This window comes from Phenylobacterium sp. FG114 (assembly GCF_057809855.1).
In genome coordinates this window covers 1-21,699 of sequence record NZ_JBMDKU010000017.1, presented here as the reverse complement: position 1 = coordinate 21,699, position 21,699 = coordinate 1, and the positions used below count along the sequence as shown (strand labels likewise).

Sequence of the window (21,699 nt, the reverse complement as noted above, 5' to 3'; positions counted from 1 at the left end):
CTAGGCGCGCCCCAGCAACAGCCGGCCGTCCTCGACGCGCAACGGGACCACGGGCGTGCAGCCCTTGCCGCGGTCGGCGCCCATGGGTTCGCCCGTGGCCAGGTCGATGTTCCAGCTGTGCAGCGGGCAGGTCACCGCATGGCCGTGGACGATGCCCTGGCTGAGCGGGCCTCCCTTGTGCGGGCAGCGGTCCTTCAGCGCGAAGACCCGACCGTCGCCCGTCCGGAATATTGCGATGTCACCGTCGGCCGTCGGCACCCGCCGCGAGCCGCGCATCGGAATGTCGGTGACGGCGCCGACGTCCGTCCACTGGATGGGGTCCTTGACCAGGGCGTTCATGCGAACTCCATGCGACGGCTGAGCGGGTTGAATTCGTGGGAGTCGCGGCCCGCCACGCGCTCGGCCCAGGGGTCGATGCGGTAGAAGCGCTGTGAGTAGGAGAAGCGGTCGTAGAGCGCCCGGCGGGTCTCCGGGTCTTCGACGGCGGCCCGGATCGCGTCGAGGCCGACGCGGTCCATCCACTTGTAGACCCGCTCCAGGTACCAGCCGCCCTCGCGGTACATCTGCATGACCGCGCAGATCGCCCAGACCGCCTCGTCCTCGGACGCGACCTTGGTCAGCAGCTCCGTGCCCTTGATGTGCAGGCCGGCCGCGCCGCCCACATGGATTTCGTAGCCGCTGTCGACGCAGATCACGCCGATGTCCTTGCAGGTCGCCTCGGCGCAGTTCCGCGGGCAACCCGAGACCGCCAGCTTGACCTTGGCCGGCGACCACGAGCCCCACATGAACTTCTCCAGCCGCACGCCCAGGCCGGTGGAATCCTGGGTCCCGAACCGGCACCAGTCGGTCCCTACGCAGGTCTTCACTGTCCGCAGGCCCTTGGCGTAGGCATGGCCCGAGACCATGCCCGCGGCGTTGAGGTCGGCCCACACGGCCGGCAGGTCGTCCTTCTTCACCCCCAGCAGGTCGATCCGCTGGCCGCCGGTGACTTTCACGGTTGGGATGTCGAACTTGTCGACCACGTCGGCGATGGCGCGCAGCTCGTCGGCGCTGGTCACCCCGCCCCACATGCGCGGCACGACGGAATACGTGCCGTCCTTCTGGATGTTGGCGTGGACCCGCTCGTTGATGAACCGCGACTGCTTGTCGTCGCGGTAGTCGCCGGGCCAGGCGCAGACCAGGTAGTAGTTCAGCGCCGGCCGACACGAGGCGCAGCCGTCGGGGGTGGTCCACTCCAGCGCCTGCATGACGGCGGGGAACGACTTCAGCTCCTCGGCCACGATCCGCCGGCGAACCTCGTCGTGGCCGCGGTGGGTGCAGCCGCAGACCGGCTTCGGTCCCCTCTGCTCCTGGAAGGCGTCGCCGATCGACAGCTTCAGCAGCTTCTCAACGAGCGGGGTGCAGGTTCCGCAGGAAGCCGAGGCCTTGGTGACGGCGCGCACGCTCTCCAGCGTGGTCAGGTCCTGACTGGAGATCGCGGAGACGATCTGGCCCTTGCAGACGCCGTTGCAGCCGCACACCTCGGCGGTGTCGGCCATGGCCGCAACGGCCGCGCTAGGGTCCAGGCCCCGAAGGCCCTCCGTGGCGGCCTGCCCAAAGACCAGGGTCTCGCGGAAGTTCGCGACATCCTCGCCCGACTTCATCAGGTCGAAGTACCAGCCGCCGTCGGCCGCATCGCCGAACAGCACCGCGCCGGCGACCTTGCCGCCCTCCAGCACGATGCGCTTGTAGATCCCGCGGCCCGCGTCGCGGAACACGATGTCCTCGCAACCCTCCCCGCCACCGAACTTGCCGGCCGAGAACACGTCGACACCCGACACCTTTAGGCGGGTGGAGAGCACCGAGCCTTCGTAGGCGCCCGACCCGGCCGTCAGCGTCTCACCGAGCGTCCGGCACATGTCCCAGATCGGCGCGACGAGGCCGTAGCACTGGCCCCGGTGCTCGACGCATTCCCCAACCGCGAAGATGTTTGGGTCCGAGGTCTGCATCCGGTCGTCGACGACCACGCCGCGCCCCACCTCCAGACCGGCCGCTTTGGCCAGCCCGGTGTTCGGACGGATGCCCACCGACATCACCAGCAGATCGCAGGGCAGGACGCGACCGTCCTTGAGCCTCAGGCCCGTGACGCGGCCCCCCTCGCCGACGATTTCCTCGGACTGCGCCTCCAGCACGGTCTCGACGCCGCGCGCCAGCATCGCTTCGGTGAGCAGGAAGCCCGCGGACGCGTCGAGCTGGCGCTCCATCAGCACGTCCATCAGGTGAACGACGGTGGCCTTCATGCCCCGGCGGGCCAGGCCGTAGGCGGCCTCGATGCCTAGCAGGCCTCCACCGATGACCACCGCCCGACTGTCGGGTAACGCCGAAGCGGCGGTCATGGCCTCCACGTCATCGAAGTCGCGGAAGGTGACGACGCCCGCCAGGTCCGAACCCGGAAGCGGCAGGCGAATAGGGTCCGAGCCAGTGGCCAGGATCAGGCGGTCGTATGGCCAAGCTTGACCATTCGCCACACGTATCAACCTGCGCGCGATATCAATCTCGTGGACCGCGAGTCCGGTGTGGAGGGTGATCCCGTTGTCGCGGTACCAGGCTTCGTCGTTGATCACGATGTCGGCGAACGACTTCTCGCCCGCCAGCACCGGCGACAGCATGATCCGGTCGTAGTTCACCCTGGGCTCGGCGCCGAAGATGGTGATCTCGTATCGAGCGGGATCGCGCTTCAGCACCTCCTGCACCGCGCGGCAGCCGGCCATGCCGTTGCCGATGACGGCGAGCTTTTCCTTGGCCATGTCGGCAGCCCTCAGAGACGCAGGGCCGAGGCGGTCGCGCCGGCCAGCGCGGGCCAGGTCTTCCGCCAGCGGGCCTTCACGCCCGTCAGGCCGACCAGGGCCAGCAGCGCCAGGCCAGCGAAGGCCAGAAGGCCCAGTTGGTATGAACCCGTGACCTGCTTAGCCCAGCCCAGGCTGGAGGCCAGGTAGAAGCCGCCGATCCCGCCGGTCATCCCGACCAGGCCGGTGACCACGCCGATCTCCTTGCCGAACCGCTGCGGCGCGAGTTGGAAGACCGCCCCGTTGCCGGCGCCCAGCGCCATCATCGAGAACATCATCAGGGCCAGGGCCACCCAGGCGCTGGGCTGCTGGAAGCTGACCAGCGCCAGGCCCAGGGCGGCCAGCACGTACACCACGGTGAGCGTTCGCACCCCGCCGAAACGGTCGGCGAACGCGCCGCCCACGGGGCGAACGAACGAGCCGGCGAAGACGCAGGCTGCGGTGAAGAAGCCCGCCGTCACGGCCGGTAGGCCGTACTCGGCGTTGAAGTAGATGGTCAGCGACGACGACAGGCCCACGAAGCCGCCGAAGGTCACGCCGTAGAGCGCCATCAGCCACCAGGCGTCGCCCGTCCCCAGCACGCTCATGTACTCGGCCAGGGTCTTGGCCGGTGGCCGGTTAGGCGCGTCCTTGGCGAAGACGAGATAGACCACGAAGGCCATGGCCAGCGGCAGGGCGGCCAAGCCGATCACGTTCTGCCAGCCGAACACCTGGGCGAGGCCCGGGGCGAACAGCGCCGCCAGCGCGGTGCCCGAGTTGCCGGCGCCGGCGATGCCCAGAGCCAGGCCCTGGTGCTCCGGCGGATACCAGCGCGATGCTAGCGGCAGGGCGACGGCGAACGAGGCGCCGGCGACCCCGAGCACCACGCCCAGCGCCAGCACCTGATGATAGGTGTGGACGCCCAGGAACCACGCCAGGGCGAGACCGCCCATGACGATGAGCTGGCCGATAAGACCCGTCTTCTTCGGCCCGATATGGTCCACCATCACCCCCGCCACCAGGCGGAGCAGCGCGCCGGACAGCACCGGCACGGCGACCATCAGGCCCTTCTGGGCGGGCGTCAGGCCGAAGTCCTTGGCGATGGCGACGCCCAGCGGCCCCAGGATCACCCAGGTCATGAAGCTGAGGTCGAAGTAAAGAAAGGCGGACAGCAGGGTCGGCGTGTGACCCGACTTCAGGAACGAGCGGCTGACCATGGGTTTAGGCCCCGTGCTGGAGTGGACAGGCGGCGTCGCCAAGGATTCGGATGGGGCTCGTCGTCGAGCCGGTCCGGTGAGCCGCGAACGCCGTTGTCCTGGGCCTGATGGAAAGGGAGCGCCTACCCCGACCGGGTGTCACGCCGGAGAAGACGGTCGGGCGGCGACGCGGTTGCTGCAGCGCAATATTTGGGCGCCACCGAAACGCACGGCGCCTGCTTTCCGGGCGTCAGACGCCGGCGGTGGCGTAGAGATCGGGGCGATAGACCCTGGCGGCGAGCTCGGCGGACTCGGCGCCGTCCGGCAGATGGCCCCAACGCGCCATCTGCTCCAGCAGCCAGGCGGCGTGCGCCGGCTCGGGCGCATTCGCCTTGGCGTCGTGGAAGATCATGTCGGCCAGCGATTGTTCGATGATGCCCGCAGGCGCACCCACGTAGCGAGGCTCGGCCAGGAGCGCCGCGAGTTCGGAGCGGTTCCCTTCAGCCCACGCCGCCGCCCGGACGAGCGCCCTGAGCAGCGCCGAAAGGGTGGCGGGATTGCCCGCCGCCCAGTCCTCGGTGACGGCCAGCACCTTGTCCGGCGTCCTTGGCCAGAGCTGGGAGGCGCGAACCGCGGTGACGCCCGCTCCCGCCGCCACGGCCGCCGCGCCCCAGGGCTCGGTGACGCAGATACCCTCGACCACTCCACTCGTCAGCAGTTCGGCCATCCGGGCCGGCGGCGCCACGGTGATCCGCACGTCGGCGTCCGGATCGACGCCCGCGCGGCTCAGCCAGTCGCGCAGCAGATAGTTGTGGGTCGAATAGGGGAAGACCATCGCCAGGGTGATCGGGCTGGCCCCTTCCTCCCGACGACGCGCCACCAGCCGCGCCAGGCCGTCGGCCGTCGCGCTGGAACCCACGACCCCCGCCAGCCGCGACGAGAGCGTCACCGCCGGCCCGTTGAGGTTCAACGCGACCGGAGCCACCAGCGGCCTGAACTCGCCGCCCGCCGCCGAGCGCAGGGCCATGGGCGCCAGCATGTGCGCGCCGTCCAGGGCGCCCACGTCCACCTTGTCGCGGATCGTGGCCCACGAGACTTCGCGGACCAGCTCCACGTCCAGCCCCTCGGTGGCGAACATGCCCTTGGCGTCGGCGACGATCATCGCGGCGGCGTCGTTGAGGGCCACGAAACCCAGGCGCAGGCGGATCATCGGGCGTCCCCCTTCAGCACGCCGGCGAAGGCCAGCAAGTCGGCCGCCACAGCCCCCAGTGGCCGGCCGGTGTCCATCGAGAGCTTGCGGAGCAGCTTGTAGGCCGCGTCCTCATCCAGCCCGCGCTCCTTCATCAACAGCGCCTTCGCGCGTTCGACGGTCTTGCGCGAGGCGAGATCGGCCTTGGCCTTCTCGAGGTCCTGGCGCAGGCCGTTCATGAGCTGGAAGCGGCTCATCGCGACCTCGAGCACCGAACGGACCCGCGCGGCCGACAGTCCATCGACCACATAGGCCGACACGCCGGCCAGCACGGCCTGCTCGGCCAGGCCCGGCTCGGAGCGGTCGACGAACATCACCACGGGGCGCGGATTGGCGGCGGTCGCCTCGCGCAGGCTTTCGATGGTGTCGCGGTCCGGACTATCCGAGGCGACGACGATCACGTCGGGGGCGAAACGCGACGCCTCCGGCTCGTCGAATGCGGACGCGTGGCGCACCTCCAACGGCTCGACGCCGGCAAGGCCTTCCGCCACGAGGGCGGCGCGGGCCGGGTCGGGATCGACGACGAGGACGCGCATACCGGCCGACTTGGCGGGCGCCGCGGCCCGGGTCGCCATTCTTTGCTCCCGGCCGTGCTGCGGCGCCGAAACACGCTCAGGGAGCGGTCAGGCTTTGCCGTCTTCTTGGGCAGAATCGTCGGCGACCAAGCGCCGCAGCAACGCTTCGCGCTCCGCCGGGGTGTTCGCGCCGCGCAGGCGCTCGGCGACGGACGGCGCGACGGGCAGCCGCACAAGCCCGGCTCGCTCGACCAGCCGGCCCATCGGCCAGCCATGGCCCGCGTCGCCCGGAAGCGCGCCGAGGTCGATGACGAGCGGCAGGTGCAGCCCCTCGTAGGCGGCGCCAGTTGGCGACGCGGCCAGCAGCGGCGCCAGGTCTTCGGCGGTGAGGGTCGGCGCGTCCGCGGCCAGGACCAGCGCTCGTCCGCACCCCGCGGCCCGCAACGCCGCCGCGCCGGCGACCAGGCCCGCGACGGGGCCTCCGCCCGGCGGATCCTCGACCGCGCGGGCAAGGCCGTAATCCGTGGCGCCCGCGGTGACGACGGCCTGCGCGCCCAACGCCTCCGCCAGTTCGGCCAGCCGATCCACCGCGCGACGGCCGGCCCAGTCCTGAGCCGCCTTGTCGACGCCCATCCGCGACGAGGCGCCGCCCGTCAGGATCACGACGCCCAGCATCATCTCACCAGACGTCGACGAACGAACGCGCCTTGGCCCCCGGCGTGCGCGGCGGACACGACTTGATGCCGCGCACGATCCAGTCGCGGGTCTCGGCCGGGTCGATCACGGCGTCTATCTCGTCCACCTGGGCCACCGAGATCGCCTTGCCGTTCTGGTACATACGGCCCACCAGCTTCTGGAACAGCGCCTCGCGGGCATCGGGATCCGTCTCAGCATCCAGTTCCTTGCGGTAGCCTAGGCGCACAGCGCCCTCCAGGCCCATCGGTCCGAACTCGGCGGTCGGCCAGGCGATGGTGAAGGCCGAGGCGGAGAAGTCGCCCCCGGTCATCGCCTGGGCGCCCAGGCCATAGCCCTTGCGCAGCACCACCGCGAACAGCGGCACGCTCATGCCGGCGGCCACCACGAACAGCCGCGAGCCGCGCCGGATGGCGGCGGTGGCCTCGCTGTCGGGCCCCACCATGAAGCCCGGCGTGTCGCACAGGCTCATTACCGGCACGCCGAAGGCGTCGCACAGTTGCAGGAAGCGCCCGCCCTTCTCCGCGCCCTCGCTGTCGATGGCGCCGCCCAGGTGGCGCGGGTCGTTGGCGATCAGGCCGAGCGGCCGGCCCTCGATCCGCAGGAAGCCGGTGATCATCCCCTTGCCGTAGCCGCCGCGCAGCTCGATCCAGGTGCCGGCATCGGCCAGGGTCTCGATCACGCGACGCACGTCGTAGGCGCGCACCCGGTTCTCGGGGATCAGGTGGCGCAGCGTCCGCTGGTCGGCGCAGGTCCACTCCGCGACATCGCCCTGGAAGTAGCCCAGCAACTGTCGCGCCGCTGCCGTCGCCGCCGCCTCGTCGGCCACCAGCAGGTCCAGCGCGCCGTTGGCGTACTGCACCGCCGAGGGGCCGATCTCGTCCGGTGTGAAGACGCCGAGGCCGCCGCCCTCGATCATCGCGGGGCCGCCCAGGCCGATGTTCGAGTATTCCGTGGCGATGGTGATGTCGGCGCAGCCGAAGAACACGGCATTGCCCGCGAAGCAGCGGCCCGAGTTGATCGAGATGCGGGGCGCGACGCCCGACAGGCGTGCGAAGGTCGTGAAGCTGGTCGTGTCCAGCGACGAGGACGACAGCCCGCCCACGTCCACGTCGCCGGGCCGGCCTCCGCCGCCTTCGGTGTACCAGATCACCGGAAGCTTCCAGTGCTCGGCGAATTCCAGGATCCGGTCGGTCTTCTTGTGGCTGAAGTGGCCCTGGGTGCCGGCCAGCACCGTGAAGTCGTAGGCGAGGGCCACGCAGCGCGCGCCGCCGACCTCGCCGACACCGGTGACGATGCCATCGGCGGGTGTGTTGACCTGCAGGTCCTCGACCGAACGACGCCGCTTCTGAGCCGCGATGGCCAGGGCGCCATATTCCTTGAAGGTGCCGGGGTCGAACAGGTCCTCGAGGTTTTCGCGCGCCGTGCGCTGATGCGTTCGGCGGCGTCGAGCCACGGCGTCCGGGCGCTTGGCGTCCAGGGTCAGCGCGGTGCGGGCGATCACCTCGGCGAGGTCTGGGCGGATCAGATCCAGGTCGATCTCGTCGGCGGCCACCGCGTGCTCAGCGTCTTCGCCGGGCACGATGAAGGCCAGCGGCGCGCCCTCGTCGAGCGTGTCGCCGACGCTGGCGGCCAGGCTCTGTACGACGCCGGCGAGCGGCGCGACCACCACGTGCTGCATCTTCATCGCTTCCAGCACCGCCACCGGCTGGCCTGCGGCAAGGGTTGCGCCCGCGCCCACCTCCAGGCTGACGACGGTGCCGCGCAGGGGCGCGCAGGCGGGATGCGTGCCGGGCGGCGTGGCCGCGTGACCGCGTGCGGCAGGCTCCGTCGTGGCCTCGGCCGACGGCTCGGGGGCGAGTTCGGCGGCGCGCGCCAGCAGCGCCGGAAGGTTCGCTTCAAGAAACCCGGTGTCGGCCTCCCCGGCCAGGAACTCGGGCCGTTCCAGCACCGCGCGCAGCAGCGGCAGGCTGGTCGGGGCGCCGGCGATCTGGAACTCCGCGGCAGCCCGTCCCGCCCGGGCGGCGGCGGCGGCCAGGGTCGGCGCCTGCACGACCACCTTGGCGATCAACGAGTCGAAGGCCGGATTGGTGCGATAACCGCCATAGCCGTAGCCATCGACGCGCACTCCGGGTCCGGTCGGCGGTTCGTAGCGGCTGAGCACACCGCCCGCGCCGCTCGCCACCTGGCCATCCGCCGACAGGCTCTCCAGGTTCACCCGCAACTGGATCGCGGCGCCCGTGACCGGCGGCGCGCCGTGTCCGAGACCCAGCACCGACAGGCTACCGCCCGCCGCCAACCCAAGCTGGATCTGCACGAGGTCCAGGCCCGTGACGGCCTCGGTGACCGTATGCTCCACTTGGAGGCGCGGATTAACCTCCATGAAGGCCGCATGCTCGCCGTCCAGCAGGAATTCGAACGTGGCCAGGCCGCGCAGGCCGGCCGCCTGGGCCATGCGGACCGAGGCCTCCTGCATGCGCCCGCGTACCTCCGACGACAGGCCGATGGCGGGCGCGACCTCGATCAGCTTCTGCCGCCGGCGCTGGATGGAGCATTCGCGGTCGTGGATCGAGACCGCCGACTCCCCGTCGCCCGCGACCTGCACTTCGATATGTCGCGCGCGGGGGATCATCGCCTCGGCATAGAGACGACCGTCGCCGAACGCGCCCTCCGCCTCCCGGGCGCAGGCCTCGTAGGCCGCCGCCGGGTCCTCGCCCGCGAGGACCAGACGCATGCCCCGCCCGCCGCCGCCGGCGATCGCCTTGATCATGATCGGCCCATCGACCTGGACCTGCAGTGCGCGAACTTCCTCCAGTGTGGCGGCGGCCTCGGTGCCGGCCGCCAGCGGAACGCCATGCTCGGCTGCGAACGCCCGCGCCCGGGCCTTGTCGCCAAAGAGGTCCAAGGCCTCGGGGCTGGCTCCTACGAAGGTCAGCCCGGCTTCGGCGCAGGCGCGCGCGAAGGCGGCGTTCTCCGACAGGAACCCATAACCCGGATGCACTGCGTCGCATCCGGCCTTCACGGCGGCCGCGACGATCGCCTCGATGTCGAGATAGGCCCGTGGCCCCACACCCTCCAGCGGGGCGGCCTCGTCCGCGAGCCGAACGTGCAGCGACGTGGCGTCGTCCTGCGAGAACGCGGCGACCGTGACGATCCCGAGATCGGCGGCGGCGCGAGCGACCCGGATGGCGATCTCGCCCCGGTTGGCGATGAAGAGGCGCTTCAGCCGCGCACCCGTTCGGCGAGAGGTGGGATTTGCATCGTCGCCATCATAGGCGCCCTGCCGCGACGGCCGTAACCCTCGAATTGCCGAGCCGGCCGGCGCGGCGCCCCCACGCGCTTGACCTGAGTCAAGGCCGGCGGGGCTGCAGGGCGCAGGCTGCGAAGTCAACGCAACCCGGATACCGGCATGCCCCACGCCCGCAACCTTCTGCTATCCGTCGTCGCGCTTGCGGCGACGGCGGCCGCGCCAAGCGTCAGCGCCACGCCGCCAGCGTTGAGCGAACAGGAATCGATCGCGCTGGGGCGGGCCCTCGCCGCCCGCAACTGCGGCATGTGCCATGCGCTGGAGCGGACCGGGCCGAGCCCCAACCCGCAGGCCCCGCCGTTCCGGTCGCTGCACGAGCGTTTCGACGTCGAACTCCTGGGCGAGGGGCTGGCCAGCGGCATCCTGACCGACCATCCCGCCATGCCCGAGTTCCGGTTCGAGCCCTACGAGGTGGTGGCGATCGTACGCTACCTGCGCAGCGTTCAGGACAAGCAACGGACCTGAGCCGGACCGGTCAGTCGCCTTCTTCGGGAAGCTTGCGGCCCCGCCAGGCGAAGAAGGCCGCCAGCACGCAGCCCGCGGCGATACCGGTGGCGAGTTCGTGAACCAGCGTCACACCGAAGGTCGTCAGCACCACGGCCGCCGACGCCGGTTGCCGCAGGAGGCGGATGAACTCCACCCGCTCCGCCATCGTCCAGGCGACGACCAGCAGCAGACCAGCGAGGGCGGCGAGCGGGATGAAGGCGGCCAGCGGCGCGGCGACCACCGTGAACGCCAGCAGGAAGAGGGCGTGAAGGATCCCGGCGAGGGGGCTTCGGGCGCCGGCCCGCACGTTGGTGGCCGTACGCGCGATGGTCCCTGTGACGCAGATCCCGCCAAACACCGACGAGGCGACATTGGCGACGCCCTGCGCGACCAGCTCCATGTTGGAGCGGTGCTGGCGGCCGATCATGCGGTCGGCGACCTTGGCGGACAGCAGGCTCTCGACCGCGCCAAGCAGGGTGAAGGACACCGCCGCCGGCGCTACGGCCAGAAGCATCGCGATATCCAGGCGCGGCAGTCGCGGGGCCGGCAGCCCGCTGGGAAGCGCGCCAAAGCGCGTGCCAATCGTCTCCACCGACAGATGCAACCCGGCCGCGAGGGCAGACGCTCCTGCCACCGCCAGGAGCATCCCTGGCCAGGTCGGCCGCCACCTGCGCAGCAGCAGAATCGAGGCTGCCACGCCGACGCCGATCGCGAGCGCCGCGGGATTGACGGTCGACGCAGCCGAGAAGAGCGCCTCGAGTTTGGGGAGCAGGGGCCCAGGCTCGCGCCCGGCAAGTCGAAGGCCGCCCAGGTCCTTCAGCTGACTCGCGGCGATCGTCACCGCGATCGCGCAGGTGAAGCTCACCGTGACCGCATGGGGGATGTGACGCACGAGCGTCCCGAGCCGGAGGGCGCCGAGCAAGAGGAGCATCACCCCCGACAGCAACACCGCCGTCAGCAGCCCCTCGACCCCGAACTTCGCGGCAGTGGCGGCCACCAGGACGATGAAGGCGCCGGCCGGCCCGCCGATCTGGGCGCGGCTGCCGCCCAGGGCCGAGACGATCACGCCCCCGACGATGGCGGCGTACAGGCCGCGCTCCGGGCCGACGCCGGACGCCACGGCGATGGCCATGGACAGCGGCAGCGCCACCACGGCCACCGTGAGGCCGGCGCCGGCGTCGGCGCGGAACGCCGCCCAGTCGTAGCCCTCCCGCAGGACCGAGATCAGCTTGGGTTCGAAACGATGGGCAGTCGACCGGCCGTCCGGCATCGCACTCTCCAGACGACGCACACGCGACGGCCGACAAACATAGGGCATAGTGGGCGCCCTCGACCGCACTGCCTTGACCATTATCAAGGGCGGCCGCGGAATCGACTAGGGATCTCGCGGCCCGGCCCAGTCAGACAGCCGGCTCGAGGGGCGTCAGCCGTCCGCCCCCCTGCTCAGGCTTCCTTGCTCAGGCTTCCTTGCGACGGCCCAGACCCAGGAGGGTGATCAACGCGGCGGCTGCGGAGAGCGCCGCGGCGGCCGTGGCGATGGGGTGCGCCTTGGCCTCCGCCACCGCCTTCTCGGCCAGGTAGCGGGCTTCCGGGGGGGCTTTCTTGGCGACCCGTTCGGCGGCGTCGCGCAACGCCTGGGACGCCTGGGCGAGCGCGGTCTCGGCGTCGTCGCTGAGCGTTTCGGCGGCCTTGCGCAGCGCCTCGGCGATGTCTTCGCGGGTGTCCTCGATGTCGTGGCGAATCTGCCGGGTCAGGGGCTTGGTCATGGGTCTTCTCCTGGTTGGGGGCAGGCCGCTCAACCCGGCGACCCTCGTAGGCTCGACCGTCAGACTGCGGCCTCGTGCGCGGCGCCGCCTTGACCGGCGTCAACCGCGGCGCTGTCCGAAACGGAGCGTGCCAGGGCCGCCAGCAAGGCCTCCCGTGCGTCGTCGCTCGGCAAGGCCTCCAGTCGGGCGTTCAGATCGAGCAGCAGGCGTGCGCGGGCGTTGTGCCAGTCCGGCCGCGACACCGCCGTCGGCAGGATGCGGGCCGGCCCCGGCTCGGCCGCCGCGCCAGACTTCGACAGGATGAAGCGCTCGTCCAGGCCGGGGATCACGAGGCGGGCCGGATCGAACCCCGCCTTCGCCAGCCCGTCGCGCAGGCCTTCCAGGCCATCCGGCTCGCCATGCGCCAGGAACACCTGGCCGCGGACCGGGCCGCGGGCCGAGGCCCACTTCACCAAGCCGTCGTGGTCGGCGTGACCGGAGTAGATGTCGAGCGAGCGCACGCGCGCCCGAACCGAGATCGCCTCGCCCTCGATGCTCACGGAGCGCGCGCCTTCGGCGAGTATCCGTCCCAGAGTGCCCTGGGCTTGAAAGCCCGGCAGCAGCACGGTGGCGTCGCGCCGCCAAAGCAGCCGCTTCAGATGCTTTCGCACCCGGCCCGCATCGCACATCCCGCTGGCGGCAAGAATCACATGCCAGCCCCGGAGCCGATCCAGTTGGTCGCTTTCCGAGGGTTCGCGCAGAAATTTCAGCCGGCCGCTTGAACGCAGGTCCGCGAACGGGTTGGCGTCCATCGACGGGCTCCAGCCCCGTTTCTGAAAGACCTCGGTGGCCTCGATGGCCAAGGGGGAGTCGAGAAAGACGTCCGCTTCAGGGATCTCGCCCTCGCGGGTCAGGATCTGCAGGTCTGCGAGCAGCTCCTGCGAGCGCTCGACCGCAAACGCCGGGATCAGCAACGGGCCGCCGGCCCGCTGGGCGTCGCGCAGTTCCTGCGCCAGCAGCCGCCGACGCGCGGCGGGATCCAGCAGGGGCCGCTTGCGCCCGCCATAGGTGGACTCGACGATCAGGTGATCGACGCCCGAAGGGCCCTCTGGATCCGGCAGGAAGTCGCGCCCACCAGGGCCCAGGTCCCCCGAGAACAGCAAGGTTATCGGCTCCTCCTCGGTCTCGACCGTCACTTCGATCGACGCGGAGCCCAGGATGTGTCCGGCCTCCCAGTAGCGGGCCGTGATCCCGGGCGCGACGTCGACCTCTCTGCCGAGCTTCACCGTCCGGAAGAGCTCCAGCGTCCGGTGCGCGTCACGGGCGGTGTAGATCGGCTCCACCGCGTCGCGCCCGCGCTGCTGATTGCGCCGGTTGAGGCGGCGCACTTCGCTTTCCTGGATATCGCCGGCGTCCGGCAGCATCACCTCGCAGAGGTCGCGGGTTCCACCCGTGGCCAGGATCGGCCCACGGAAGCCCGCGCGCATCAGCTTGGGCAGGAGGCCCGAATGGTCGATGTGCGCATGGGTCAGCAGGACGGCGTCGATCTCCTCCGCCTCGAACGGGAAGGGCTCGTAGTTCAGCGCCTTCAGCGTCTTCGGACCCTGGAACATCCCGCAGTCGATCAGCACCCGGGCCCGCCCGGTCCTGAGGAGCGCGCAGAATCCCGTGACGCAGCCCGCAGCGCCGTGAAAGCTCAGCTCGACGCTCAAGACCAGCTCCTCGCGCGGGCCTCGCGTAGCCGCGTGCGCAGTTCGTCGACGTCATCGTGCTGCCGAGCGTGTGGGTCGGTAAGGTCGATGCGCGCGCTCACCTCGGGCGGCAACGCCATCTTGAGGAAGCCCAGGGCCCGGGGCGGACCCATCAGCACGAGCCGCTGAAACTCACCCCTGCCCGCCTCGACGGCGACCCGGGTGGCCACCCGCCGCAGGAAGCGGCGTTCCGGCTCATGCTGCGGCGCTCGCTGGTCGCCGCGATGATGCTGTCCCGCGGACTGCTCCTCGTCCGTCGCCGTCATGTGCAGGGCCGTCAATTCCTGAAGGGGGCCGGTGCGGGCGCGCTCGCAGAAGACGCGGGCCTCGCGTCCGTCCGCGGTGACGATCCAGGTGACGCTGCCTTGGTCCATCGCTTGGCTCCAGTTGTCAGGAAGCGACAACTTCCGCCGCGCGGGCCGTCCTCTCCGTGACGCAGATCAAACCGGTGCGCCGCAGCGCCTCCGTACTGGTACTTAGTGGGCGTCCACGAATGTCGGCTCCGCCACACAGGGCGTAGCTCTTGGTCATCGAACTGGAGCCCGCCGATGACCCTGGCCTACCCCCTCGACGATGCCCGCGCCGCTCGCCCCGCCTCGGCCCTCACCGACGCCTTCGACCGCCACGGCGTGCGGATGGCCTACGGCCGCAACACCGAGATCTACGCACAGGACGACGCCGTCGAGCTGCTCTACCGCGTGATCCGCGGGGTGGTTCGCACCAGCCGGGTCACCGCCGACGGCCGCCGCCAGGTCGGCGACTTCTACTACCCGGGCGACCTGTTCGGCTTGGAGCCCGGTCCCGACCACCGCTTCGGCGCCGAGGCGCTGGACGACTGCGAAATCCTGGTCGTGCGGCGCAGCGCGGTCCGCGCCGCCGCCGGCGACGCCGAGCTCGACCGGGCCATCCTTGAGGCGCAGCGCCTGGAGATGGAGCGCCTGCAGGATCACGTCGTGATGCTGGGCCGCAAAAGCGCCCGCGAGCGGGTGGCCAGCTTCCTGATGTCCATCGCCGAGCGCAGCGACGACGACCACGCTGATCTGGCCATGGGCCGGCAGGACATGGCCGACTACCTCGGCCTGACCATCGAGACCGTCTCGCGGATGCTGACCCAGCTGCAGGGTGAGGCGATCGTGGCCTTCCCGTCCTCGCGACGCTTCCAGATCCGGAAGTGGACCGCCCTGGAGGCGCTCGCCGCCTGATCTCGATCGATCCCGCCTGTGCGGCCGCAGGCGTACGCCGGCCGCGTCCTAGGCCAAGGAGCCGAAGATGACGAAGACGATGGACCGCGCCGCGACCGAGGTGGTCGTCCGCCCGAACACCTACGCCACCATCCTGGTGCACGCCGAACCGGGTCTCGCCTCCACTCACCGCGTCGAAGCCGCCGCGCGGCTGGCCAGGAACCTGGATGCCCACCTCATCGGGCTGGGCGCCGAGACCTTCGATCCGACGCCCTACTCCGGCGCCTTCATGGGTTACACCGGCGGCGAATGGGTCGGGCTGGTCCAGGAGCAGGTGGAGAAGAATATCGCGGCCGCAGAGACCGCCTTCCGCCGCGACGCGGCCGGCGCCGATGTCGAATGGCGTTCGATCCAGGACTATCCGCACCGGGCGCTCGTCAACCTGGCGCACGCCGCCGATTTGATCGTGGTGGGCCCTCGCGGCGATCGCGGCGCGTTACAGGCCGCCGATCCTGCCGATGTGGTGATGACGGCCGGCCGCCCCGTGCTGGTGGTTCCGGAAGGCCGCGGCCATCTGGTGGGCATGAACGTAGTCGTCGGCTGGAAGAACACCCGCGAGTGCCGACGCGCCCTCACCGACGCACTGCCCTTCCTACAGCGCGCCGAAGAGGTGGTCGTCGCGGCGATCGTCGAGCCGGGCATGGCCGACGCGGCCGCCTTCGAGACCGACGACGTCGTCACCAACCTCAAGCGCCACGGCGTAGACGCCCGGCCGCAGGTCAGTTCGATCGATCGCTACCAGACCGTGGAGGGCGAGCTCGAACGGATCGCGGCGCATCATGGCGCGGATCTGATCGTCACCGGAGCCTATGGCCACAGCCGCGTTCGCGAATGGGCTTTCGGCGGGGTCACTCAGAGCTTCCTGCATCGCCCGAGCTGCTTCGTCCTGCTGAGCCACTGACCCCCGCTGCGAGGGCCTTCCACGGCCCTCGCGCCAGAGGAGTGACCTATGTCCCGCATCGATCCCCTCGAAGCCGGCCCGATGCTCGGCGGGGCGTTCGCCGCCGTCTGGAATGACCTCGCCCATTTGCGCGCCACCGCGCCCCTCCGTCGCTAGGCCGCTCATGTTCCGCTTGTCCACGATCGTCCCCCTGGCGGCTGCCGCCACGCTGGCGGCCTGCGCATCCGCCGGCCCCGAGCCCAGCCCCGGCTTGGGGGGCGTGCCCCCGCTGCCGACGCTCAACGCCCAGCAGCAGCGCGGCCACGACTTCGCCGTGCGGCGCTGCGCCGGCTGCCACACGGTGGGCCTGGATGATGGCGGCGCCCAGGAAGGGCCAGCCTTCTACAAGCTGGCGCGCCGCTACAATCCGATCTCACTCGAGCGGCGCTTCGCAGAAGTGTCCGCCCATGGCTTCGACCGGATGCCGGCGGTTTCCTTCACGGCCAGTGAGGCCGAGGACCTCGTCGCCTACTTCGACACCCTGCAAGGCAATTGAGCCACGGAGGTTAAGTCATGGCCTACACAGACCTCCTGCTCACGACGCTGACCTATCCGGACGCGACGCCGGACCGGGCGATACGCAGCGGCGTGGCCTTGGCCAGACGGCTCGGCGGTCAGCTGACGCTGCTGACCGTGCGCGTGGACCTGCCGCAACTGCACAACCCGCTGGCCAACGCCCTTCTGAAGCTGGACGACATCAGCAAGATGGAAGAAGCGCGGAGCGCGGCGACCGCTCAGCTCGAGGCGGCATGCGCGCGCATCGCCTCCGACATCTACCAGGAGCCCCTCACGACCGAGACCGTCACGGCCAAGCTCTACGAGGAGGCCGAGGTCGTCGCGCGGCTCGCCCGCACTCGAGACCTGGCCCTGATCGCGATCGGTCCCGCCGTGCTCGCCGACCGCGACCTTGCCGAGACAGTGCTCTTCGGCTCCGGGCGGCCCGTGATCGTCTATCCCGAGAGCATCGACGCGACCCCTGGCGACGGCTTCAAGCGCGTGGCCATCGCGTGGGATGGCGGCCGCGCAGCGGCTCGCGCCGTCGCCGATGCCCTGCCCATCCTGCAGCAGGCCGGCGAAGTGCGGATCTTCACGGCCCTCGGCGACAAGCCGCAGGCCATCAAGGGGACTGCGGCGGACCTCCAGCGTCACCTGCGCCGCCACGCGATCGAGGCGGCGGTCGACGAACGGCTGGATCACGACCGCGCCATCGGCTGTCGCTTCGGGGACTATGTCGCCGAGACGAAGCCGGACCTGCTGGTCATGGGCGCCTACGGCCACGCGCGGCTCCGCGAGTTCGTTCTCGGCGGCGCCACCGAAGCTGTGCTGCAGGATCCGCCATGCCCCGTATTGCTGTCCCATTGAGGCGCGTCCCCGCGCCGCCGGCCGGCTGGCCCCGGCCGGCCGGACCACGCTCGCGGGCCACGTGGCTCATGCAGGCGGCAGCCCTCGTGGTGATCGCCCTGTTGGCGTGGCGGCTCGCGGACGTCCTGCTCCTCGCGTTCGGCGCGGTCCTGACGGGTATCCTTCTGAACGCGCTGGCCGCTCCCCTGACGCAACGCTTGCGACTGCCGCGCCCCATCTCCCTCACCCTGGCGGTCGCGGGGCTGACCGGCGTGATCGCCGCCTCGGTGTGGCTGTTCGGCCAACAGGTCGCCGTACAGGCGGCCACCCTGGGCGAACTGGTTCCGCGCGCCTGGCAGGCGCTCGAGGCGCAACTCGCGACCTCGCCGCTGGGCGCCTATGTCCTCGACGACCTGCAGCGGTTGCGCCACGCCGACGGCTTGGTCGTGCAGACTGCATCGCGCCTGCTGCAAGGCTCGCTGAGCGCCGCAGCGGCGACCGTCATCATGCTGTTTTGCGGCCTCTATCTCGCCTTCCACCCGGCCACCTACCTGCGAGGCCTCCTGCATCTGGTCCCTCCGCGTCGCCGTGAGCGCGCGGCCCAGGTGCTCTCGGCCTGCGGAGAGGCCCTCAACCGCTGGCTGCTGGGCGCGCTCGCCTCGATGCTGCTCGTAGGCGTCACGGTGGGCCTCGGACTCTGGTGGGTGGGTGTGCCCTCGCCGCTGGCGCTGGCCGTGCTGGCCGGCCTCGCGCAATTCGTGCCCGTGGTCGGGCCATGGGCCGCCACCATTCCCGGGCTGATCGTCGCGGCCGCCCAAGGGCCGCACGCCTTTGCCTGGGCGACCGCCGTCTACCTTGGCGCCTCCCAGTTCGAGGCCAATGTCGCCACTCCGTTGCTGCTTCGCCAGATGGTTGAGCTGCCCATGGGGCTCACCCTCTTCGCGGTTCTCGCCATGGGCGTGCTGCTGGGCCCGCTCGGCGTGGTGTTCGCCACGCCACTCGCGGTCGTCGCTTACGTCATGGTCCGTCACCTGTACGTCGAGGACTTGCTCGGCGACCGGATGACGCCCGGCGAGGGTGTGCCGCCATGACCGATGGCGACCTCGGCGCGCTCGTTCACCTCCATCCCGACCGCCGACGCCCCGCCCTCGCTGCGGGCGTCGGCATGCTCCTGCTCGCCGGCGTCGCCATAGCCTTTCCCGCGCAGGCGATCCGCGTGATCGGCGCGGCGAGCGGCTGGCTGCTGTGGTTCGCCGGGGCGATGATGCTGGCCGTCGGACTGCTGACATTCTCGGGATCCTTGCGGGGCCTGGCCGTGGCGGCCGCGCTCGCCGCCGTCGGGCTCGGCGCCTATCTCACCTTCAACCCCACCGTCGGAGCGCTCGCCGCTGCGCTGGTTCTGGCCGCTGCGCTGGTCGTCGATGGGAGCTTCCAATTGGGCGCGGCTCTCCACCTGCGCCCCCTTCGCGCCTGGCGTTGGCTGCTGGCCTCGGCGGCCACCAGCTTCATCGCCGCGGCGCTGCTGGCCGTCGGACTGCCGGTCCGCACGCCCCACGCCGTGGCGATACTCCTGGCGGCGGCTTTCGCCACGACCGGCCTGGCGCTCATTGCGACCGGTCTCGCGCGGACGGCCCCGCGCGCGCCCGCCGATTCGACCATCGTTTGAGGTGACCCCGGCTTGTCACATTCGAGCTTCGGACCTACCGCTTCCAGCATGCCGCAGGTTCCGCCGCCTCAGGATATCCGTCGCGCCCGATGGGCTCGGATCTGGTCCTACGGCGTAGCCCTGGGCGCCGCCGCCGCTTGCGCCGCGTTCCGGATCCTCCTGGACCACTATTTCCACGACACGCTCGTCTTCCTGCTCTTCGTGCCGGCGCTGCTGGCCGCCGCCGCCGTCGGGGGGCTGGGTCCGACCTTGGCCGCCGGCGTCATGTCGATTCTGCTCAGCTTCTGGCTGATCGGCTTCCAGACGATCGGTGACCCCGAGGTGCTCGTCCGCGCCCTGGTCTTCGTTGTGCTCACGGTCGCGATCGGCCTTATCGGTTCGCGCCTGCTTCACGGCGCGCGCACGATCCGCCAGTTCATGGCCGACGCGCGCGCTCGCGAGGCGCATCTTCAATCGATCCTCGACACCGTGCCGGACGCGATGATCGTCATCGACGAGCGCGGGATCATGCAGTCGTTCTCCAGCGCGGCGGAACGCCAGTTCGGATGGACCGCGACCGAGGTGGTCGGCCGGAACGTCAGCATGCTGATGCCGGACCCCTACCGGTCGGCGCATGATTCGTACCTGGCCCGGTACATGGAGACGGGGGAGCGGCGAATCATTGGGATCGGGCGCGTCGTGGTGGGCGAGCGGAAGGATGGCACGACCTTCCCGATGGAATTGTCCGTCGGCGAGATGCTTTCGGGCGAGACCCGCTACTTCACGGGCTTCGTGCGCGACCTCACCGAACGTCAGGCGGCCGAGCGTCGGCTGCAGGACGTCCAGGGCGAGCTGGTCCATGTCTCGCGGCTGACGGCCCTCGGCGAAATGGCTTCCGCCATGGCCCATGAGCTCAACCAGCCCCTCACCGCCGCGACCAGCTTCATGAAGGGTTGCCTCGTGCTCCTCAAGCGCAAGCCGCTCGACGAGGCGCGACTCGAGGATATGATCAGCCAGGGGGCCGAGCAGGCCCTCCGGGCCGGCCAGATCATCCGACGCCTGCGCGAGTTCGTCTCGAAGGGCGAGGCCGAGCGCAGCATCGAGAGCTTGCCGCAGTTGCTTGAAGAGGCCGGAGCATTGGCCATGGTGGGCGCTCGGGAGCGCAATGTGAGGCTCCGTTACGAGATCGACCCCGGAGTGGATCTCGTGCTGGCTGACAAGGTGCAGATCCAGCAGGTGGCCTTGAACCTCATCCGGAATGGCATCGAGGCGATGGAGGAAAGCCCGAAGAAGGAACTCTTCGTTGGCGCACGCGCGGCGCCGGACGATATGGTGGAAGTGTTCGTGAGCGACACCGGGCACGGGATCAGCCCGAAAGCGGCTGAGCAGCTGTTTCAACCGTTCATGACCACCAAGGCGCACGGGATGGGGATCGGGCTTTCCATCTCGCGCACCATCATCGAGGCCCACGGGGGACGCATCTGGGTGGAGCCCAATCCCGTAGGCGGGACGATCTTCCGCTTCACCCTCCCCCGCGTGGGCGACGAGGAAGTGACACGCCATGAGTGAGCCGATTGTCCATCTGATCGATGACGACGAGGCGATCCGTACGTCGCTGGGGTTCCTCCTTGAGATGAACGATCTGCCGGCGCGCACCTACGCCTCGGCCCTGGACTTCCTGGAGGTCGCCGGAACCTTGTCCGCCGGCTGCATCGTGACCGACGTGCGCATGCCGGAGATGAGCGGCCTTGAGCTGGTCCGCCGGCTGAAGGAGCGCGGATTCAACCTGCCTGTGGTCGTCATCACCGGGCACGGCGACGTTCCGCTCGCTGTCGAGGCGATGCGCGCCGGCGTCGTCGACTTCATCGAGAAGCCGTTCGACGACGAGGTGCTGCTCCGCTCGATCCGCATGGCTCTGGACGCGAAGGCGGAGACCGACATCCATGCCCAGGAGCGCGCCCGTTTCGAGCAGGTTCTCGCGACGCTTTCCGGGCGCGAGAAGGACGTCTTGCGGGGCGTGGTCGCCGGCAAGATGAACAAGGTAATCGCCTACGAACTGGGCATCAGCCAGCGGACGGTCGAGGTCTATCGCGCCAACGTCATGAGCAAGACCCACGCGAACGGCCTCTCCGAGCTGGTTCGCATCGCCCTCCTGGCCGGATTCGCTTGAGCGAGATCAACGCGGGTCGAGGGCGCCCATGGGACGCTGGCGTATGGATCAGCTCGTCGGCCAGCCTCCCCGCACCATAGTCTACGTCGTAGACGATGATGACGCCGTGCGCAGGGCGCTGGCGTTCGCGCTGGATCTCGACGGCTACGAGGTGGAGACCTTCGAATCCGGCGAAGCGCTGCTCCTGCGCGACCCGCTCGATCCTGCCGGATGCCTGGTGATCGACGAGCGCCTTCCCGGCATTTCGGGGCTCGACACCCTGCGCCAGCTCCGCGCCCGCCAGGTGGCCCTGCCCGCGATCTTCGTCACCAGCCATCCGAAGCCGGCGCTGCGCGAGGCGGCCGCCCGCGCCGGCGCGCCGATCGTCGAGAAGCCCCTCGAAGGTGCGACGCTCATCTCGGCCATTCAAGGCCTGATGGCGCAGGCCCAATAGGGCGATCGAAGCCGCTTGAGGAGCGGCTTCGCGTTGAGGCCAAACCGTCCCTCGGCCGCTCTGGCCTTCTGATCTGACGGCCGCGCCAGAACCTCCCGCTCAGAGCGTGAGGCGCGCGTCTGCCTTAAGCGGCGTATCCGCCGATGCGTTTGACGTTGCAGTGGACCCAGAGCTTTTCGAGGG

21 protein-coding genes are annotated in these 21,699 nt (G+C 70.3%); 10 read left to right on the top strand and 11 right to left on the bottom strand.

Annotated elements, in window-relative coordinates; all coding sequences use genetic code 11:
• The 7 genes from nirD to ACODSY_RS22895 all read right to left on the bottom strand — a co-directional run bounded on the left by nirD (nucleotide 1) and on the right by ACODSY_RS22895 (nucleotide 9,848).
• The gene (nirD, locus tag ACODSY_RS22925; RefSeq protein WP_488954219.1) at nucleotides 1-339 is read right to left on the bottom strand and encodes a nitrite reductase small subunit NirD; all 339 of its coding nucleotides are present in this window, start codon (nucleotides 337-339) and stop codon (nucleotides 1-3) included.
• Nucleotides 336-2,786, bottom strand: a complete 2,451-nt coding sequence (nirB, locus tag ACODSY_RS22920; RefSeq protein WP_488954218.1) for a nitrite reductase large subunit NirB — start codon at nucleotides 2,784-2,786, stop codon at nucleotides 336-338. Before nirB ends, nirD begins: the two co-directional genes overlap by 4 nt.
• Before the next feature lie 11 nt (nucleotides 2,787-2,797).
• Nucleotides 2,798-4,021 (bottom strand): nitrate/nitrite transporter, encoded by a 1,224-nt coding sequence (locus ACODSY_RS22915; RefSeq protein WP_488954217.1) that lies wholly within the window; start codon nucleotides 4,019-4,021, stop codon nucleotides 2,798-2,800.
• A gap of 229 nt (nucleotides 4,022-4,250) precedes the next feature.
• On the bottom strand, nucleotides 4,251-5,210 hold the full coding sequence (locus ACODSY_RS22910; RefSeq protein WP_488954216.1) for a CmpA/NrtA family ABC transporter substrate-binding protein: 960 nt from the start codon (nucleotides 5,208-5,210) through the stop codon (nucleotides 4,251-4,253).
• A complete protein-coding gene (locus ACODSY_RS22905) occupies nucleotides 5,207-5,824 on the bottom strand; it encodes an ANTAR domain-containing response regulator (RefSeq protein WP_488954215.1) in 618 nt (205 codons plus the stop codon). Before ACODSY_RS22905 ends, ACODSY_RS22910 begins: the two co-directional genes overlap by 4 nt.
• 48 nt (nucleotides 5,825-5,872) lie before the next feature.
• Nucleotides 5,873-6,442: a molybdenum cofactor guanylyltransferase gene (gene mobA, locus ACODSY_RS22900; protein ID WP_488954214.1), complete on the bottom strand. Its 570-nt coding sequence runs from the start codon at nucleotides 6,440-6,442 to the stop codon at nucleotides 5,873-5,875.
• A gap of 1 nt (nucleotide 6,443) precedes the next feature.
• Nucleotides 6,444-9,848, bottom strand: a complete 3,405-nt coding sequence (locus ACODSY_RS22895) for an acetyl-CoA carboxylase family protein (protein ID WP_488954213.1) — start codon at nucleotides 9,846-9,848, stop codon at nucleotides 6,444-6,446.
• Nucleotides 9,849-9,866: 18 nt separating this feature from the next.
• Here ACODSY_RS22895 and ACODSY_RS22890 point away from each other — a divergent pair, with 18 nt between their 5' ends.
• On the top strand, nucleotides 9,867-10,229 hold the full coding sequence (locus ACODSY_RS22890) for a c-type cytochrome (protein ID WP_488954212.1): 363 nt from the start codon (nucleotides 9,867-9,869) through the stop codon (nucleotides 10,227-10,229).
• 10 nt (nucleotides 10,230-10,239) lie between these two features.
• On the opposite strand, the gene ACODSY_RS22885 is transcribed toward ACODSY_RS22890, so the two are convergent.
• The 4 genes from ACODSY_RS22885 to ACODSY_RS22870 form a co-directional block, all read right to left on the bottom strand.
• On the bottom strand, nucleotides 10,240-11,520 hold the full coding sequence (locus ACODSY_RS22885; protein WP_488954211.1) for a SulP family inorganic anion transporter: 1,281 nt from the start codon (nucleotides 11,518-11,520) through the stop codon (nucleotides 10,240-10,242).
• A 187-nt stretch (nucleotides 11,521-11,707) separates the two neighbouring features.
• Entirely contained in the window at nucleotides 11,708-12,016 is a 309-nt protein-coding gene (locus tag ACODSY_RS22880; RefSeq protein WP_488954210.1) for a hypothetical protein, read from the bottom strand.
• 59 nt (nucleotides 12,017-12,075) lie between these two features.
• A complete protein-coding gene (locus tag ACODSY_RS22875) occupies nucleotides 12,076-13,707 on the bottom strand; it encodes an MBL fold metallo-hydrolase (protein ID WP_488954209.1) in 1,632 nt (543 codons plus the stop codon).
• Complete coding sequence (locus ACODSY_RS22870; RefSeq protein WP_488954208.1) at nucleotides 13,704-14,120, bottom strand: host attachment protein; 417 nt, start codon at nucleotides 14,118-14,120, stop codon at nucleotides 13,704-13,706. The genes ACODSY_RS22875 and ACODSY_RS22870 overlap by 4 nt, the downstream gene beginning before the upstream one ends.
• Before the next feature lie 174 nt (nucleotides 14,121-14,294).
• Between ACODSY_RS22870 and ACODSY_RS22865 the strand changes: the two genes are divergently transcribed.
• The 9 genes from ACODSY_RS22865 (at nucleotide 14,295) to ACODSY_RS22825 (ending at nucleotide 21,516) form a co-directional block, all read left to right on the top strand.
• Nucleotides 14,295-14,948: a helix-turn-helix domain-containing protein gene (locus ACODSY_RS22865; protein WP_488954207.1), complete on the top strand. Its 654-nt coding sequence runs from the start codon at nucleotides 14,295-14,297 to the stop codon at nucleotides 14,946-14,948.
• 67 nt (nucleotides 14,949-15,015) lie between these two features.
• Nucleotides 15,016-15,888: a universal stress protein gene (locus ACODSY_RS22860; RefSeq protein WP_488954206.1), complete on the top strand. Its 873-nt coding sequence runs from the start codon at nucleotides 15,016-15,018 to the stop codon at nucleotides 15,886-15,888.
• Nucleotides 15,889-16,051: 163 nt separating this feature from the next.
• On the top strand, nucleotides 16,052-16,423 hold the full coding sequence (locus ACODSY_RS22855) for a c-type cytochrome (RefSeq protein WP_488954205.1): 372 nt from the start codon (nucleotides 16,052-16,054) through the stop codon (nucleotides 16,421-16,423).
• A 17-nt stretch (nucleotides 16,424-16,440) separates the two neighbouring features.
• Nucleotides 16,441-17,289: a universal stress protein gene (locus ACODSY_RS22850; protein WP_488954204.1), complete on the top strand. Its 849-nt coding sequence runs from the start codon at nucleotides 16,441-16,443 to the stop codon at nucleotides 17,287-17,289.
• A gap of 68 nt (nucleotides 17,290-17,357) precedes the next feature.
• Nucleotides 17,358-18,359, top strand: a complete 1,002-nt coding sequence (locus tag ACODSY_RS22845; protein ID WP_488954203.1) for an AI-2E family transporter — start codon at nucleotides 17,358-17,360, stop codon at nucleotides 18,357-18,359.
• On the top strand, nucleotides 18,356-18,934 hold the full coding sequence (locus tag ACODSY_RS22840; protein WP_488954202.1) for a DUF308 domain-containing protein: 579 nt from the start codon (nucleotides 18,356-18,358) through the stop codon (nucleotides 18,932-18,934). The genes ACODSY_RS22845 and ACODSY_RS22840 overlap by 4 nt, the downstream gene beginning before the upstream one ends.
• A 48-nt stretch (nucleotides 18,935-18,982) precedes the next feature.
• The gene (locus ACODSY_RS22835; RefSeq protein ID WP_488954201.1) at nucleotides 18,983-20,482 is read left to right on the top strand and encodes a PAS domain-containing sensor histidine kinase; all 1,500 of its coding nucleotides are present in this window, start codon (nucleotides 18,983-18,985) and stop codon (nucleotides 20,480-20,482) included.
• Nucleotides 20,475-21,083 (top strand): response regulator FixJ, encoded by a 609-nt coding sequence (gene fixJ / locus ACODSY_RS22830; RefSeq protein ID WP_488954200.1) that lies wholly within the window; start codon nucleotides 20,475-20,477, stop codon nucleotides 21,081-21,083. Before ACODSY_RS22835 ends, fixJ begins: the two co-directional genes overlap by 8 nt.
• Nucleotides 21,084-21,126: 43 nt before the next feature.
• Nucleotides 21,127-21,516: a response regulator gene (locus tag ACODSY_RS22825; RefSeq protein ID WP_488954199.1), complete on the top strand. Its 390-nt coding sequence runs from the start codon at nucleotides 21,127-21,129 to the stop codon at nucleotides 21,514-21,516.
• Nucleotides 21,517-21,699: the final 183 nt, after the last annotated feature.